This is a genomic window from Brevundimonas lenta, from assembly GCF_014196335.1.
Lineage (GTDB): Bacteria > Pseudomonadota > Alphaproteobacteria > Caulobacterales > Caulobacteraceae > Brevundimonas > Brevundimonas lenta.
Map to the genome: position 1 here is coordinate 388,511 of NZ_JACIDM010000001.1, position 15,454 is coordinate 403,964.

The 15,454-nt window shown below is 69.7% G+C and carries 17 protein-coding genes; 11 read left to right on the forward strand and 6 right to left on the reverse strand.

What is annotated here, in order from left to right:
• The 6 genes from ccmD (at window position 1) to GGR12_RS02045 (ending at window position 4,328) form a co-directional block, all read left to right on the forward strand.
• Entirely contained in the window at window positions 1–195 is a 195-nt protein-coding gene (gene ccmD, locus GGR12_RS02020; RefSeq protein WP_183202348.1) for a heme exporter protein CcmD, read from the forward strand.
• Window positions 192–761: a DsbE family thiol:disulfide interchange protein gene (locus GGR12_RS02025; protein ID WP_183202350.1), complete on the forward strand. Its 570-nt coding sequence runs from the start codon at window positions 192–194 to the stop codon at window positions 759–761. The genes ccmD and GGR12_RS02025 overlap by 4 nt, the downstream gene beginning before the upstream one ends.
• Before the next feature lie 45 nt (window positions 762–806).
• On the forward strand, window positions 807–1,043 hold the full coding sequence (locus tag GGR12_RS02030; RefSeq protein WP_183202352.1) for a hypothetical protein: 237 nt from the start codon (window positions 807–809) through the stop codon (window positions 1,041–1,043).
• 57 nt (window positions 1,044–1,100) lie between these two features.
• The gene (locus GGR12_RS02035; RefSeq protein WP_183202354.1) at window positions 1,101–1,853 is read left to right on the forward strand and encodes a DUF1223 domain-containing protein; all 753 of its coding nucleotides are present in this window, start codon (window positions 1,101–1,103) and stop codon (window positions 1,851–1,853) included.
• A gap of 130 nt (window positions 1,854–1,983) precedes the next feature.
• Window positions 1,984–2,613, forward strand: coding sequence for a hypothetical protein (locus tag GGR12_RS02040; protein WP_183202356.1), 630 nt, complete (start codon window positions 1,984–1,986; stop codon window positions 2,611–2,613).
• Window positions 2,613–4,328 (forward strand): CHAT domain-containing protein, encoded by a 1,716-nt coding sequence (locus GGR12_RS02045; protein WP_183202359.1) that lies wholly within the window; start codon window positions 2,613–2,615, stop codon window positions 4,326–4,328. Before GGR12_RS02040 ends, GGR12_RS02045 begins: the two co-directional genes overlap by 1 nt.
• A 150-nt stretch (window positions 4,329–4,478) precedes the next feature.
• On the opposite strand, the gene GGR12_RS02050 is transcribed toward GGR12_RS02045, so the two are convergent.
• On the reverse strand, window positions 4,479–5,558 hold the full coding sequence (locus GGR12_RS02050; RefSeq protein ID WP_183202361.1) for a phosphotransferase family protein: 1,080 nt from the start codon (window positions 5,556–5,558) through the stop codon (window positions 4,479–4,481).
• Window positions 5,555–7,048, reverse strand: coding sequence for a glycerol kinase GlpK (gene glpK, locus GGR12_RS02055; protein WP_183202363.1), 1,494 nt, complete (start codon window positions 7,046–7,048; stop codon window positions 5,555–5,557). The genes GGR12_RS02050 and glpK overlap by 4 nt, the downstream gene beginning before the upstream one ends.
• A 212-nt stretch (window positions 7,049–7,260) precedes the next feature.
• Here glpK and GGR12_RS02060 point away from each other — a divergent pair, with 212 nt between their 5' ends.
• Both GGR12_RS02060 and GGR12_RS02065 read left to right on the forward strand, forming a co-directional pair.
• Window positions 7,261–8,262, forward strand: a complete 1,002-nt coding sequence (locus tag GGR12_RS02060; RefSeq protein ID WP_183202365.1) for a threonine ammonia-lyase — start codon at window positions 7,261–7,263, stop codon at window positions 8,260–8,262.
• A 4-nt stretch (window positions 8,263–8,266) separates the two neighbouring features.
• Window positions 8,267–8,749 (forward strand): MaoC family dehydratase, encoded by a 483-nt coding sequence (locus GGR12_RS02065; RefSeq protein ID WP_183202367.1) that lies wholly within the window; start codon window positions 8,267–8,269, stop codon window positions 8,747–8,749.
• 58 nt (window positions 8,750–8,807) lie between these two features.
• Here the strand turns inward: GGR12_RS02065 and GGR12_RS02070 are convergent, their stop codons facing one another.
• Genes GGR12_RS02070 through GGR12_RS02080 form a run of 3 tightly spaced genes read right to left on the reverse strand, consistent with a single transcriptional unit; the run spans window position 8,808 to window position 11,328 of the window.
• Window positions 8,808–9,203, reverse strand: a complete 396-nt coding sequence (locus tag GGR12_RS02070; protein WP_183202369.1) for a hypothetical protein — start codon at window positions 9,201–9,203, stop codon at window positions 8,808–8,810.
• A gap of 26 nt (window positions 9,204–9,229) precedes the next feature.
• Entirely contained in the window at window positions 9,230–10,162 is a 933-nt protein-coding gene (locus GGR12_RS02075; protein ID WP_183202371.1) for a Gfo/Idh/MocA family protein, read from the reverse strand.
• Window positions 10,163–10,167: 5 nt separating this feature from the next.
• On the reverse strand, window positions 10,168–11,328 hold the full coding sequence (locus tag GGR12_RS02080) for a DegT/DnrJ/EryC1/StrS family aminotransferase (RefSeq protein ID WP_183202374.1): 1,161 nt from the start codon (window positions 11,326–11,328) through the stop codon (window positions 10,168–10,170).
• Window positions 11,329–11,491: 163 nt separating this feature from the next.
• Here GGR12_RS02080 and GGR12_RS02085 point away from each other — a divergent pair, with 163 nt between their 5' ends.
• The 3 genes from GGR12_RS02085 (at window position 11,492) to GGR12_RS02095 (ending at window position 13,329) form a co-directional block, all read left to right on the forward strand.
• Window positions 11,492–12,004 carry a D-glycero-alpha-D-manno-heptose-1,7-bisphosphate 7-phosphatase gene (locus tag GGR12_RS02085; RefSeq protein WP_183202376.1) on the forward strand — a complete coding sequence of 171 codons (513 nt, stop codon included), beginning with the start codon at window positions 11,492–11,494 and terminating at the stop codon, window positions 12,002–12,004.
• 133 nt (window positions 12,005–12,137) lie between these two features.
• Window positions 12,138–13,013, forward strand: a complete 876-nt coding sequence (locus tag GGR12_RS02090) for an alpha/beta fold hydrolase (RefSeq protein ID WP_183202378.1) — start codon at window positions 12,138–12,140, stop codon at window positions 13,011–13,013.
• A 10-nt stretch (window positions 13,014–13,023) separates the two neighbouring features.
• The gene (locus GGR12_RS02095) at window positions 13,024–13,329 is read left to right on the forward strand and encodes a hypothetical protein (protein WP_183202380.1); all 306 of its coding nucleotides are present in this window, start codon (window positions 13,024–13,026) and stop codon (window positions 13,327–13,329) included.
• 14 nt (window positions 13,330–13,343) lie between these two features.
• Here the strand turns inward: GGR12_RS02095 and GGR12_RS02100 are convergent, their stop codons facing one another.
• Complete coding sequence (locus GGR12_RS02100) at window positions 13,344–15,404, reverse strand: NAD(+) synthase (RefSeq protein ID WP_183202382.1); 2,061 nt, start codon at window positions 15,402–15,404, stop codon at window positions 13,344–13,346.
• Window positions 15,405–15,454 lie beyond the last annotated feature (50 nt).

Below are 15,454 nucleotides of genomic sequence, written 5' to 3' on the forward strand. Positions count from 1 at the left end.
ATGTTCGATCTCGACATGGGCAAATACGCCGCCTTCGTGTGGCCGGCCTGGACGATCAGCGCCGTGGTTCTGGCGGCGTTGGCCGCCCGCGCCCTGGCCGCCTCGCGTCGCTGGAACGCCGAGCTGAAGCGGCTGGAAGCCAACGGACCCGATCGCGCTCAAGCAGCGCGAAGCGCGGTAGCGCAAACAAAATGAGCCGCTGGTTCGCCGTCGTTCCGCTGGTGGTGCTGGTCGCCCTGGCCGCCCTGTTCGTCGGCTGGTCGCTGAAGCGCGATCCGGCGGTGAAGCCGGACGCCCTGGTCGGCCAGCAGGTGCCCGAGACGGTGCTGCCGATGCTGACGGGCAGCGAGGCCGGGCCGGGCCACGTCGACCTGAAGACCGCCGGTGTCGGCAAGCCGATGCTGATCAACGTCTTCGCCAGCTGGTGCGCCCCGTGCCGGATCGAGCATCCGAAGCTGATGGCGCTGAAGGAACAGGGCGTCGCCGTCGTCGGCGTGGCGTGGAAGGACGATCCGATCCAGACCCGCGCCTTCCTCGACGAGCTGGGCGACCCCTATGCGATGGTGCTGGTCGATCGGGAGGGCCGGGCGGGCCTGGACCTGGGCGTGACCGGCGCGCCCGAGACCTTCGCCGTCGACGCCATGGGGCGGGTGGTGGCCAAGTCGTCCGGGCCGCTGGTCGACGACGCCGAGATCGCCCGTCTGGTGGCGGCCATCCAGGCCCCGCCGCGCCCGCTGCCGACCGCGACGCCGCGTTCGTAACAACCGGTTAACCCATTTCCGACGGGTTTCATTAACCCTGTCGGCATGAGCGCGATTCGCACCCCGACGCCGTCGCCCCTGTTCCCGACGCAGACGCCCCTGTCGCCTGCGCGGTCTTCGCGGTCGACCTTTTTCCAGCAAGCCCTCGACGGCGTGAAGAGCCCCGTCGCGGCGGCTCCGGCCGCGGCCGAACGGCCGGTCGCTTCGGTCGCCGCACCGGCTTTCGAGGCCTCGGGCGAACGCGCCATCCGGCCGGGCAGCCTCGTCGACATCCGGGTCTGACGGCCTCACGCGAAAATGAGACGCGCGTGTGCGGGCGCCGTGATTAAGGTGCGCGCCATGCGTACCTGGGGGCTTCTTCCTGTCGCGGCCGGACTGGCCGTCCTGATCGCCGCGGGCTCTTCGGCCCAGCCGGCGACGACGCGCGCCGTGCGCTCCGACGCCGCGCCGGCCGAGCCGGTGGTGGTCGAGCTGTTCACCGCCCAGGGCTGCGCCGGATGTCCGGAAGCCAACGCCCGCGTCGAGGCGGTGGCGGACGAGCCCGGCGTGATCGCCCTGACCTACGCCGTCGACTACTGGGACTATCTCGGCTGGGCCGACACCTTCGCCCGCCCCGAGTTCGCCCAGCGTCAGCGCGCCTATCGCCGCCCCTTGCGCCTGCGCGACGTCTCGACGCCGCAGGTCGTGATCGACGGCCGCCGCCAGATCGTGGGCGGCAGCGAGGGGGCGCTGCAGAGCGCCATCGACGAGGAGGCGGCGCGCCGCGTCTTCCCGCCCGAGATCGAGTTCCGCGAGACCGGCGACCGCGTCGGCGTCGGTTCGGGTCAGGCGCCTACCGGCGGCGCCGAAGTCGTGGCCGTCATCTACAAGCCGGGTCCGCAAACGGTGGAGATCGCCCGCGGCGACAACCGCGGCCGCACCGTGCGCCACGTCAATGTGGTGAAGTCCGTGCGCGTGCTGGGCCCGTGGACCGGCCGGCCGGTGCTGTACCCGCTGCCGGCGGGGGTCGACGCCGATGAGGCGGTGGCGGTCCTCGTCCAGTCGCGGGCCGACCGGCGCATCCTGAACGGCGCGGTGCTGGCGCAGCACTGAACGGCCGTCATCTTCAAACAGTATCCCTGTTCTCTCGCTTGCGAAGACAGTGCATGATCGCCTCCGTGGCTTCGGGGGCGGCGGCGAACGGGGGATGCGCATGGCCGGCATCAGGGGGAGATTGCGGGGGGTGACCCTCGTCGCGGCGGTCGCCTGCGGGCTGGCTCTCGCCGCCTTTGACGATGTCGATGCGATCGAGACGCCCGAGGCGCGCGCGGTGGCCCAGTCCGTGACGGCCGCCGAGCTGGCGTCCTGGGGGCGGACGCACGGCGACGCCGGCGCCCTGATCATGGCCGCCCGTCTGCTGGCCGAGGTGCCGGTGCGGCCAGGCGAGGGCGAGGGCGGGGAGCCCATCCTGACGCCGGGACGGTTGCTGGACGAGGCCGCGGCCCTGTCCGCCGGAAACCAGCCGCTGATGGACGCCATCGACCGGTTGCGCGAGCCGCTGACCCGGGGGGTCCAGTCGTCGCCGTTCGGCGCGGGGCCGGTGTTCACGGTCAAACAGCTGCGCGCCCGTGAGGCCTGGGCGTTCGAGCTGGATGCGCGGCGGGGCGAGATTCTGCGGGTGGCGGCGATCGGCGACGGGGACACCGACATCGACCTGATCATCCGCGACTCGCGCGGGTCCATCCTGTGTCGCGACGGCTATGGCGATCACTATCCGGTCTGCACCGTATCGTCGGGCGCCGGCGGCAAGATGCGGGTCAACATCGTCAATCGCGGCGACGTCTGGACCAGCATCCAGGTGCTGAGCAACTGATGCGGCGGCTGTTCGGAGCGCTGGCGGCGATCGGCCTGCTGGCCCTGGCGGGCGCCGCCCCGGCCGGGCCGGACACGCCCGAAAAGCTCCGTGCGGAAGCGTTCGAGGCGGCCCAGTGGGCCATCGCGTCGGACGCCGCCGACGCCCTGGCGCGGGTCTCGGCCCGTTTCGCCCAGGGCGACGACGCGCTGGGCCGGCTGGCGGAGGAACGCGAGGCGCTGATCGTCCGCCGTGACCGGCTGGAGCGCGTGCTGGAGCGGTTCTACGCCGCCGACGACCCCGCCGGGTTCGAGGCCCGCACCCTCGCCCGCACAGACTGGGAGGCCGCGACCGCGCGTCTGCAGGCGGTGGATGCGGAGATCGAGGCGCGCTTTCCCGCCTATTCCGAACTGACCAGCCCGCGGGCGCTGACGATCGCCGAGACCCAGGCGCTGCTGCGGCCCGACGAGGGACTGTTGCTGGTGCTGGTCAATCCCGAGGCGACCTATGTCTGGGGCGTGTCGCGCGACCGCGTGGCCTGGGCCCGGTCGGAGAGCCTGGACGAGGCGGCGGTTGCGGAAGCGGTCGCCCGCCTGCGGGCCTCGCTGACCACGACGGCCGCGCGGGGGCCGGAGGTCGATCCGACGCTGTTCGCGGGTCGTCCGACGCCCGTGTTCGAGCGCTCTCAATCGTATCGCCTCTACGCCGAACTGGTGCGGCCGGTGGAAGGCGTGTTCGAGGGCAAGACCACTCTGATCACCGTGGTCACGGGGGCCCTGACGTCGCTGCCGATGGCGGTGTTGTCGACGGAGGCGCCGACCGGCCCGGACGCCGGCCCGGACGCCCTGACGTCGACGTCCTGGCTGGTCGACCGCTACGCCCTGGCCAGCCTGCCGTCGGTGTCCAGCCTGCGCTCGCTGCGCTGCTATCTGGTGGCCGATCCGGCCCAGCGCAGCGCCGGCTGTCCTGACATGCCCGGGACCCATGCGCGCCAGGCCCCGGCGGGACCGTCCCTGCGGCTGGCGGCCTTCGGGGCGCCGCTGCTGACCGGGGCGCCGGTCGAGGAGGTGCGCGGCGCGCCCCGGGCCGACGACGTCATGGGCGACGGTCAGCTGGCGGATGTCGGGAAGCTGAAGGCGCTGCCGTACCTGCGCGGGTCGCGGGTCGAGCTGGAGACGCTGAAGGCGCGCTATCCCGACTCCGTGGTCCGCATCGGCGCCGAGGCGACCGAGCATGCGGTGCGGTCGCTGGACGCCGAGGCCCTGTCGCGGGCGCGGTTCGTGGTGTTCTCGACCCATGGCCTGACGGCGGGCTCGACCGCCGCCGAGCCGGGCCTGGTGATGACCCCGCCGGACGCCGCCACCGAGGACGACGACGGCTATCTGAGCGCGTCGGAGGCGGCGCAGCTGAAGCTGGACGCCGAGTTCGTGGTGCTGTCGGCCTGCAACACCGCCGCCTCAGACGGACGCCCGGGCGGCGAGGGGCTGTCGGGGCTGGCGCGGGCCTTCTTCTATGCCGGGGCGCGGTCGGTGATGGTGTCGCACTGGGAGGTGTCGGACGCCGCGACCACAGCCTTGATCACCGCCACCTTCGCCGATCTGGACGACCATGCAGCCACCGATCCCGGCGTGCGGGCGCGAGCGCTGCAGGCCGGTATGCGGGCGGTGCGCGCCGAGCGGCGCTGGGCGCACCCGGCCTATTGGGCCGCCTTCACGCTCGTTGGAGAGCCGGGCTGAGACCTCGTTCGGTTTCCGCTCATCCCCGCGAAGGCGGGGACCCAGTGCTTTCGCGCGAAGGACATGGGATTGGCGGCGGCTCTCTACAGGACGCTCCGATCGCCCAAAAACCTGGGTCCCCGCCTTCGCGGGGATGAGCGGATGGTGGGATCAGGCCCCGGCCTTCTTCGCGAAGCTCCACGCCCCTTCCGCCAGGAAGGGGACCTGGGCGGCCATGGTGCGGGCCTGGGGCGAGGCGGCGGTGCCGTCGCGGACGCGGCCGGCGATGCCCTGGCAGATGGCCGCCAGCCGGAACAGATTGTAGGCGAACAGCCAGTCAAGGTTCTGCGGCCGGGCGCCGGTCCGCTCGGCGTAGCGGTCGACCATCTCCTCGATCGACGGAATGCCGAGGGCTTCCAGGTCGGCGCCGGCGAGGCCGTTGCGGGCGCTCTGCGGAATGGCCCAGGCGATCAGCAGATAGGAGAAGTCGGCCATCGGATCGCCGAGGGTCGACAGCTCCCAGTCCAGCACAGCGCGGACCTGCGGCGCGTCGGGCGCAAGGATCAGGTTGTCGAGGCGGAAGTCGCCATGGACGATCCGGGCGGGCGCCTCGGCCGGCAGGGTCGCGGGCAGGAAGTCGATCAGTTGGTCCATGGCCGGGATCGGATCGATCTCGGAGGCGCGGTACTGTTTGGTCCAGCGGCCGACCTGACGCTCGAAATAGTTGCCCGGACGGCCGTAGTCGGCGAGGCCGATCTGCGCCGGATCGAACCGATGCAGGTCCGCCAGCGTGTCGACCTGGGCCGCGTAGATGGCGCGGCGCTCGGCCGGCTCCATGCCCGGCAGTTTGAGGTCCCACAGAACCCGGCCCTCGACCTTGTCCATGACGTAGAACATCGAGCCGATGACGGCGTCGTCGGTGCACAGCGCCCACGGCCGGGCGACCGGATAGCCCTGGGCGTGCAGGGCCGAAATGACGGTGAACTCGCGGTCGACGGCGTGGGCCGAGGGCAGCAGCGTCCCCGGCGGCTTGCGGCGCAGGACGTAGGTGCGGCCGGGCGTCGACAGCTCATAGGTCGGATTGGACTGGCCGCCCTTGAACTGGCGCACCGTCAGAGGGCCTGTGTAGCCCTCAACATGGGCGGCCAGCCAGGCGCCGAGCGCGGCTTCATCGAGAGCGTAGCGGGGATCGACCTCTCGCGTGCCCGAGAAGGTCGATTGAGCGTCGTCGGAAGCGGGAGAGGTCGTCATTGGGCGGCGATGATGGCGGCCTTCACCGCGCCGCGCCAGCCCTTGAGCAGGCGTTCACGCTCCTCGCCGGACATGCGAGGCTCCCAGCGCGCCGGAGCCTCCACCGGATGGTCCTCGAGGTCGTCGATCAGGCCGACGCCCAGCGCCGCCAGCTTGGCTGCGCCGAGCGCTGTCATCTCCTGGAAGGCGGGGCGCTCGACCGTCACCTCGCAGATGTCGGCGACGAACTGCATGGCGAAGGCGTTGGCGGTGACGCCGCCGTCGACCTTGAGCACCGACAGGCGCGGGGCCCCGTCCTTGGCGAGCGCGTCGAGCAGATCGCGGGTCTGATAGGCGAGGCTCTCCAGCGCCGCGCGGACCATGTGCGCCGGGCCGGAATCGCGGGTCAGGCCGACGATGGTTCCGCGTGCGTCGGGCTCCCACCACGGGGCGCCGAGGCCGGTGAAGCCGGGGACCATGTAGACGCCGCCATTGTCCTTCAGCTCCTGGGCCATGGCTTCGGAATGCCGGGACTCGCTGATCACCTTCAGCCCGTCGCGCAGCCACTGGATGGCCGAGCCGGCGGAGAAGATGGAGCCTTCCAGCGCAAAGGCCGCCTCGCCGCCCACGTCGTAGCCGAGCGTGCCGAGCAGGCGGCTGGTCGAGGTCACGGGTTCGGCGCCGACGTTGGCGACCAGGAAGGCGCCGGTGCCGTAGGTGATCTTGGCGTCGCCGGGCTTGAGCGCGCCATGGCCGACCAGGGCCGCCTGCTGATCGCCCGCCGCGCCGTGGATCGGCAAGGGCGCGCCGAGCAGCGAGGGCTCGCAGTCGCCGAGGTGGTCGGCGCAGCCGCGGATCTGCGGCAGGGCGTTCAGCGGCACGCCGAACAGCTCGGCCAGCACCGGCCGCCATTCGCGCATGCGCAGGTCCATCAGCGAGGTGCGGCTGGCGTTGGTGGCGTCGGTGACATGGCTGGCGCCGCCGGTGAGCTTCCAGATCAGCCAGCTCTCGATCGTGCCCAGCTTCACCTCGCCGGCCTCGGCCCGCGCGCGGGCGCCGGGGACGGCGTCCAGCAGCCAGGCGAATTTCGAGGCGGAGAAATAGGGGTCGAGGATCAGGCCGGTGGTACGCTGGACCATCTCTTCCTCGCCGGCGGCGGACATGGCGGCGGTGATCGGGGCCGTGCGGCGGTCCTGCCAGACGATGGCGTGGTGCAGGGGCTCGCCGGTCGTCGCGTCCCACATCACCGAGGTTTCGCGCTGGTTGGTGATGCCGATGGCGGCGAAGCGGCCGACGCCGCCGGCCTTGCGCACCACCTCGCGGCAGGTCTGCAGGGTCGCGGTCCAGATCTCGGCCGCGTCGTGCTCGACCCAGCCGGGACGGGGGAAATGCTGCTCCAGCTCGATCTGGCTGACCGCCACGGGCCGCAGGCCGCCCTCGAGCGCTTTTTCAAAGGCGATGGCGCGGGTGGACGTGGTGCCCTGGTCGATGGCGAGGATCAGCTGGGTCATGCGGTGACGTTAGCGCGCAGGGCCGCCCATCAAAACCCGCTCATCCCCGCGAAAGCGGGGACCCAGTCCTGTTGGAGAAGCGCCGGTGTTTCTGGACGACGGCTTGAGCCGCACCTGGGCGATACCGATCACCCAAAACACTGGGTCCCCGCCTTCGCGGGGATGAGCGGGGGGTAGTGCGTAATCGCAAGCGATGCGGTTATGTACGGGCCATGCACACCGCTTCGTTCGCAGGCGTCAAGGACGCCGCCCGCCAGCTGTCCGGTTACGCCGTCCGGACTCCCCTGATCGAAAGCCCCGCGCTGAATGAGCGCCTGGGCGGCCGCGTCCTGCTGAAGGCCGAGAACCTGCAGCGCGCCGGGGCCTTCAAATTCCGCGGGGCCTACAATCGCATCAGCCGTCTGACCGACGACGAGCTGAAGCGCGGGGTGGTGGCCTATTCGTCCGGCAATCACGCCCAGGCCGTGGCCTGCGCGGCGAAGATGATGGGCACGTCGGCGATCATCGTCATGCCCGCCGACAGCCCGAAGGTGAAGGTCGAGGGCGTCATCGGCTTCGGCGGCGAGGTGCGGCTGTACGACCGCTACACCGAGAGCCGCGAGGACATCGGCGAGGAGATCGCCTCGACGCGCGGCAGCGTGCTGGTGCGTCCGTTCGACGATCCGTTCGTGATCGAGGGGCAGGGCACGGTCGGCCTGGAGATCGTCGAACAGGTCGAGGATCGCGGCGGACGTATCGACCAGCTGCTGTGCGGCGCCTCGGGCGGCGGACTGATCGCCGGCATCAACCTGTCGATGGACGCCCTGTCGCCGGACACGCCGGTGATCGGCATCGAGCCGGCCGACTACAACGACACCCAGATCTCGCTGGCGGCGGGCGAGCGCCGCACCCATCCGGCGGCGCACGGCACCATCTGCGACGCCCTGATGACCGACCGGCCGGGCGAGCTGACCTTCCCGATCAACCGCCGTCTGGCCGGGGTCGAGACGGTGACCGACGAGGAGGTCGCCGAGGCCGTGCGCTTCGCCTTCCGCCATCTGAAGCTGGTGGTCGAGCCGGGCGGCGCGGTGTCGCTGGCGGCCCTGCTGTCGGGCGCGGTCGAGTCGAAGGACATGACCTCGGTGGTCGTGCTGTCGGGCGGCAACGTCGATCCCGTGCTGTTCGCCTCCATCATCGAAGACCGCTTCACGCCGCAATCCCGAGAGGACGTCTGACCGCATGAGCCGCACCGAACGCAAGGGCGTCCCGACCCCGACCGCCGACCTCGCCGGCCTGATCGGCCAGGAGATCGGCGTCAGCCGCTGGATCCATGTCGACCAGGCGCGCATCGACGCCTTCGCCGAGATCACCGAGGACCGCCAGTTCATCCACATCGATCCGGAGGCGGCGAAGGCCACGCCGTTCGGCGGCACCATCGCGCACGGCTTCCTGACGCTGAGCCTGCTTTCGGCCATGACCTACGACGCCGTGCCGCCGCTGGAGGGCGTGGTGATGGGGGTGAACTACGGCTTCGACAAACTGCGCTTCCTCGCCCCGGTGCCGTCAGGCTCGAACGTCCGCGGCCGCTTCAAACTGCTGTCCGCCGAGGACAAGGGCGGCGGCCGCTGGCTGCTGAAGCACGAGGTCACGGTCGAGATCGAGGGCGCCGAAAAGCCGGCCCTGATCGCGGAGTGGCTGGGGATGCAGGTGGTGGGGGGCTGACGCCATTGCTTTGACGTGAAGCTGGCGACCCCTGACGCAACTGGTGAACGGGAGGGGGCTAGAATACGGCGTTGATATCCGGCGCCGGTTGCGGGCGTCGCGGACCGACAACCACGGCAGAACATACCGCGCCGGCTCCAGACAGAACGCCAATGAGCAGCAACGACAGAAAATCGCTCCCGAAAAAAGCAGCCAAGGCGCCGGAGATAATGGCGAAACCCATAGACGTTGCACCCCCGACGAGGCCGCTTTGGAGCGTCCATCGGCGCTGAGAGGTCGTCCGCATCGAGGTGAAGGCGACGATCACACCGGTGACCGACAAGGGAATAAACTCGAATAACAAAACGCCCGCACCCGCGACCATCAGCGTTTCCGGCCGATTCAGCGCGAGACTGAGTACAACTATTGAGACAAGCAGCGGCAGAACCCCGATTAAGGAGAAGACCGCCGCCATACCCATCGCCTGCCGAAGTGAGGGCTTCACTCGCCCAGGCACCGCAGGGCGACTTCCAGATTCCGCAGGCCGTCCTCGCCGGTGACCGCGGGCGGTTCGCCGGTGCGGATGGCGTGGGCGAAGGCTTCCAGTTCCTTCTTGAGCGGCTCGGCGGGCCAGCTGTTGACCGCGCGGGTCTGGTAGCTGCCGTCCGGCTGCTGGCCGAAATATTCGGTGACCTGGCGGGTGATCAGGTCGGCGACCACGAACTTGTTCTTCGTCGCCACCTGCAGGGTGCGGACCTTGTAGGGGGTGACCCAGTTGGTGGTGATGTGGGCGATGGCCCCGTTCTCGAGGCGGAACTGCAGCAGGGCCGTGTCCTCGCGCTCGGCGCGGGTGCGGACGACCTGGGGCTGGACCTCGGTGACCTCGGAATCCGTCAGGTGGCGGATGATGTCGATGTCGTGCACCGCCAGATCGATAACCACGCCCACCTCGCCCATGCGCGGCGGGAAGGGACCGACGCGGGTGATCTGGATGGAGATGACGTCCTCGTCGGCGATGGCGCGCTTGACCGCGTCGACGGCGGGATTGAAGCGCTCGACCTGGCCGACCATCAGGGTGCGCTTGTTCGCCTTCGCGGCGTCGATCATGCGGCGGGCGTCGGCGACGGTGGCGGCGATCGGCTTCTCGACCAGGACGTGAACGCCCTTTTCGAGCAGGGCGACGGTCAGATCGGCGTGGGTCCGGTTCGGGGTGGCGACGACAGCGGCGTCCAGTCCGGCGTCGACGAAGGCCTGGGCGTCGGTCACCGCGGCTGCGCCATAGGCGGCGGCGACGCCCTCGGCGGTCACGGCGTCAGGGTCGAAGACGTGGGTCAGCTCGACGTCGCGGATGTCGGCCAGCACGCGGGCGTGGTTGCGGCCCATGACGCCGGCGCCGGCGACGCCGAACTTCAGAACGGACTGGTGGGTGGTCATGGGAATCAGCCCTTGAACGACGCGACGGCGGCGATGATGCGGTCCTGTGTAGCCTCATCGAGGTCGGCGTGCATCGGCAGGCTGATGACGCGATCCTTCAGGCGCTCGGTGACCGGCAGGCCCTGGGGTCCGCGCGGGTACATGTCATAGGCCGGCTGCAGGTGCAGCGGGATCGGATAGTAGACCGCAGTGGGCACGCCCTGTTCCTTCAGGTGAGCGGCCAGGCCGTCGCGGTCGTGATGCTCGATGGTGTACTGGGCCCAGTTGGAGACGTTGCCCTTCGGCACGTCCGGAACGGCGGCGACGTGGGGGCGCAGGCCTTCGTTGTAGCGGGCGGCGATGCGGTTGCGCCATTCGATCTCCTCGCCGAACACCTTCAGCTTCTCGATCAGGACGGCGGCCTGGATGGTGTCCAGCCGGCTGTTCAGGCCGATGCGCATGTTCAGGTATTTCGGGTCGTGGTCGAAGGTGCGGTCCTTCAGGTCGATGGCCACCGCCTTGCCGTGCACGCGGATCGAGTCGATCAGCTGGGCCAGCTCGTCGTCATTGGTCAGCACCGCCCCGCCGTCGCCGTAGCAACCCAGCGGCTTGGCCGGGAAGAAGCTGGTGGTGGTGATGTCGGCCCACTTCAGCGGGTGGTCGCCGTCGATGGTGCAGCCGAAGCCCTGGGCGGAGTCGCAGATCAGCTTGAGGCCGTGCTTGTCGCAGATGGCCTTGATGGCCGGATAGTCGGCGGGCTGGCCGAACAGGTCGACGGCGATGACCACGCGCGGCTTCAGCCGGCCTTCCTTGATCGTCGCCTCGATGGCCGCCTCGAGGTGGCCGGGGTCCATGTTGTAGGTCTTCGCGTCGACGTCGATGAACACCGGCTCAGCGTCGAACCACGGCACGATCTCGGCGGTGGCGGCGAAGGTGAAGCTGGGCACGAAGACTGCGTCGCCGCGGCCGACGCCCCAGGCCATCAGCGGCAGGGCGAGGGCGTCGGTGCCGTTGGCGCAGCCCAGGGCGTGCTTCGCCTTGCCAAAGGCGGCCAGGTCGGCCTCGAACTGGCGCACCTGCGGACCCATCACCCAGGCGCCGCCGACGACGGCTTCCTGCACGGCGGCCTCGATCTTGCCGGCGAGGCGCAGGCGTTGGGCCTGAAGGTCGATGAAGGGGATGGTCATGTCGGAGGTCTCCGGTCGCGGACGCGCGGGCGGGGCGGCGCAGGTCAAACGCGCCGGTCAGGGTGGGCGCTCCCTACCAAATCGACGTCGTCAGCGCCAAATCCGCGCGGGTCACATCGGGTGAGGGATTGCAACGAAGCGTGATGACTCCTAATCCGCAGGCATGTCGACCGGCGTTCCCGCCGTGTTCCTCGACCGCGATGGCGTGCTTATCGAGGACACGGGATATCCCCACCTGGAATCGCACCTGCGCATGACGCCGGGGGCGGCGGAAGCGGTGCGACGCCTGAACCGGCTCGGCTATCTGTGCGTCATCGTCACCAACCAGTCGGGCGTGGCGCGCGGCCTGTTCACCGAAGCCCAGATGCACGCCTTCAACGACCTGATCGTGCGCAAGCTGGCGGCCGCCGGCGGGCGCATCGGCGCGGTCTACGCCTGTCCGTTCCACGCCGAGGGCAGTGTCGAGGCCTACATCCATCCAGACCATCCGGACCGGAAGCCCAATCCCGGAATGCTGATGCGCGCCGCCGCCGAGCATCACATCGACATGGCCAAGAGCTTCATGATCGGCGACCAGCCCTCGGACATGGAGGCGGCCCGCCGCGCCGGCGTGCCCGGCTTCCGCTTCGAGGGCGGCGACCTGGACGATTTCGTCAAGGACCTGCTCGGGGCCTGATTTCTTTCCCGACTACGACCTTTGGCCGATATCCAGCGGCGCGCCGACAGGCTTGATTGTCATCGTCAGAAGCTGACGGATGAATTTCCGCCGGGGATGAAATAGCGTCGAGCGTGAGTACCCCGGAGAACCCATGACTTCTGCTAGCGTCGATCGCCGCTGGAACAGCGCCGACGGTCTCAGCCTCTACGCCCGCGACTATGCCGCGGCGGCCGGACCGGCGAAGCTGCCGGTCATCGCCATCCATGGCCTGACCCGCAACTCGAAGGATTTCGAGGTCATCGCCCCGCTGATCGCCCAGAGCGGCCGCCGGGTGCTGGCCATCGACGTGCGCGGGCGCGGCCTGTCGGACCGGGCGCCGGATCCGATGACCTATCAGCCGGCGCAATACGCCCAGGACGTGCTGGCGTTGCTGCAGCAGGCGGGGATCGAGCGGGCGGTGTTCGTGGGCACCTCGATGGGCGGGCTGATCACCATGGCCCTGGCCGCGATCCGCTCGAAGGTCATCGCCGGGGCGATCATCAACGACGTCGGTCCCGAGGTGGCGAAGGAGGGGCTGATGCGCATCGCCGCCTACACCGGCCAGGCGGTCGACACCCCGACGTGGGCGGAGGCCGCCGCCTATGCGAAGCAGACCAACGGGGTGGCCTTCCCGCACTACACGGACAAGGACTGGGACGCCTTCGCCCGGCGGGTGTTCCGCGAGGGGACCGAGGGGGCGCCGGTCCTCAATTACGACCCCGACATCATGGTCCCGATCCGTGCGGCGGGGGCGAAGGCGCTGGTCCCCAATCTGTGGCCGATGTTCACCCGCCTGACCAAGGGGCGGCAGGTGCTGCTGATCCGCGGCGAGACCTCGGACCTGCTCAGCCCGGCCATCGCCGCGAAGATGCGCAAACGCGCGCCGCGCATGGACTATGTCGAGGTGCCGGGCGTCGGCCATGCGCCGATGCTGGACGAGGCCGAGGCCAAGGCGGCGATCTTCCCGTTCCTGTCGGAGTTGCCCTAAGCTTCACAGCATGTGGCTGCTGACCGGGTTTTTCGTCCTCTTCGCCCTGAACGGTCTGGCGTTCGCTATGGCGCTGTACGTCGATCACCGGGCCCGCCGGCGGATTCGTGCGCGAGAACTTCCGGCCAGTATGCCGTGGCTGCTCCAGTGGTTCGGATGGGGAATAGACCCCTTCTACCTCTTCTCGCCGGCTTTCCCCCGGTTGCAGGATCGCACGACGCGTTGGCTTGTTTGGCCGCTCCGGATTGCGGTCGGCGCCAATGTGATTGCGGTAGGGGCGGTGGTGGCTGTGTTGCTTGGCTGGATCCCTGGCTGACCCGCCCAGGGCGATCACGCCTCCGGAACGTTCGCCTCCAGCTCGTCCAACCAGACCCGCGCGGTGGCGTCGGACGGGGCGCGCCAGTCGCCGCGGGGCGACAGCGAACCACCGGTGACCACCTTGGGCCCGTTCGGCGCCGCCGAGCGCTTGAACTGGCTGGTCTGGAAGAAGCGGACGAGGAATTTGCGCAGCCACGCCTTGATGGTCGCGAGGTCGTATTCGACCTTTTCGTCGTCCTGGGTGCCGGCCGGCCAGTCGCCGGTGGAGGCGTCCTTCCAGGCCTGGTGCGCCAGGTAGGCGACCTTGGACGGCTTGAGGCCGAAGCGGGTGATGTAGAACAGGAAGAAGTCGTTCAGGGCGTAGGGGCCGACCGTACCCTCCGTCGACTGGATCTTGCCGTCCTTGGCCGGCACCAGCTCGGGCGAGATGTCGGTCGACAGGATGCCGCGCAGCACCGGCACGGCGTCCGCGCCGACCACCTGGCGGTCGGCGACCCAGCGGATCAGGTGCCGGATCAGCGTCTTCGCCACGCCGCCGTTGACGTTGTAGTGGCTCATATGGTCGCCGACGCCGTAGGTGGCCCAGCCCAGCGCCAGCTCCGACAGGTCGCCGGTGCCCAGCACGAAGCCGCCGTGCTGGTTGGCGAGGCGGAACAGATAGTCGGTGCGCAGGCCCGCCTGCACGTTCTCGAAGGTGATGTCGTAGATCGCCTCGCCCTTGGCGTAGGGGTGGCCGATGCCCTCCAGCATGGCCTGGGCGGCGGGGCGGATGTCGATCTCGTCGCCGCTGATCCCCAGTGACTTCATCAGCGCCCAGGCGTTCGCCTTCGTGCCTTCCGAGGTGGCGAAGCCGGGCATGGTGTAGCCGAGGATGCCGGTGCGGGGCAGGCCGAGGCGGTCGAAGGCTTTGCAGGCGACCAGCAGGGCCTGGGTGGAATCCAGCCCACCGGAGACGCCGATGACGATGCGTTGGGCGTTGGTCGCCTTCATCCGGCGCATCAGCCCCTGCACCTGGATGTTGAAGGCCTCGTAGCAGTCCTGGTCGAGGCGCGCGGGGTCGTCCGGCACGAAGGGATGGCGGTCCAGCGGGCGCAGCAGGTCGCCGGCGGCGCGCCCCTCGGCGGCGTCGCGAATGGAGACGTCGACGAAGTCGCCCTGTTTCACCTCGCGGCGGGTGCAGTCGGCGAAGGTGCCGGTGCGCTGGCGCTCCAGACCGATGCGCTCGACGTCGATGTCGGCGATCGTCAGGTGGCTTTCCATCGAGAAGCGTTCGCCCTCGGCCAGTTTCGCGCCCAGTTCGTGGATCGTCGCCTGTCCGTCCCAGGCCAGGTCGGTGGTGCTTTCGCCCCAGCCCGAGGCGGTGAAGACATAGGCGGCCATCGCGCGCGCCGACTGGCTGGACGACAGCATCGCCCGGTCGACGGACTTGCCGATCAGAACGTTGGAGGCGGACAGGTTCAGCAGGATGCGGGCGCCGGCCAGGGCCTGGCGGGTCGAGGGCGGCAGCGGGGCCCAGTAGTCCTCGCAGATCTCCGCCCCGAAGACGAAGCCCGGCCGGCCCTCGACGCTGAACACCAGATTGGCGCCGAAGCCGGCGTAGTAGCCGGCTACGGTGCAGCCGGCGCCCGAATACAGCTCGGGCGATGCGGCGGCGTACCAGCGCTTCTCGTAGTATTCCCGGTAGTTGGGCAGATAGGTCTTGGGGACCACGCCCCACACCCAGCCGCCCGACATGACCACGGCGGTGTTGTAGAGCCGCTCCTCGTGCCGGATCGGCGCGCCGATGACGGCGATGACGCCCGTGTCCTTCGTGGCCTGGGCGATGCGGTCGATTTGCCGTTCGACCTCGTCCAGAAGCGCCGCCTGGAGCACCAGGTCGTCGATGGCGTAGCCGCTGAGGCTGAGCTCGGGGAAGACGATCAGATCGACGCCCTGCGCGCCCGCCTGTTCGATCAGGGCGATGTGTTCGTCGGCGTTGGCGACGGGGTCGGCGGTGTGGACTACAGGGGTCGCGGCGGCGACCCGGACGAAGCCGTGGGCGGCGGGCGAGTGGAACGATGCTGTCTCGGCCAAGGCTCGGTCCTTCAGGGTCTTATGCTCATATAGAGCCAAAGGCGACGCTT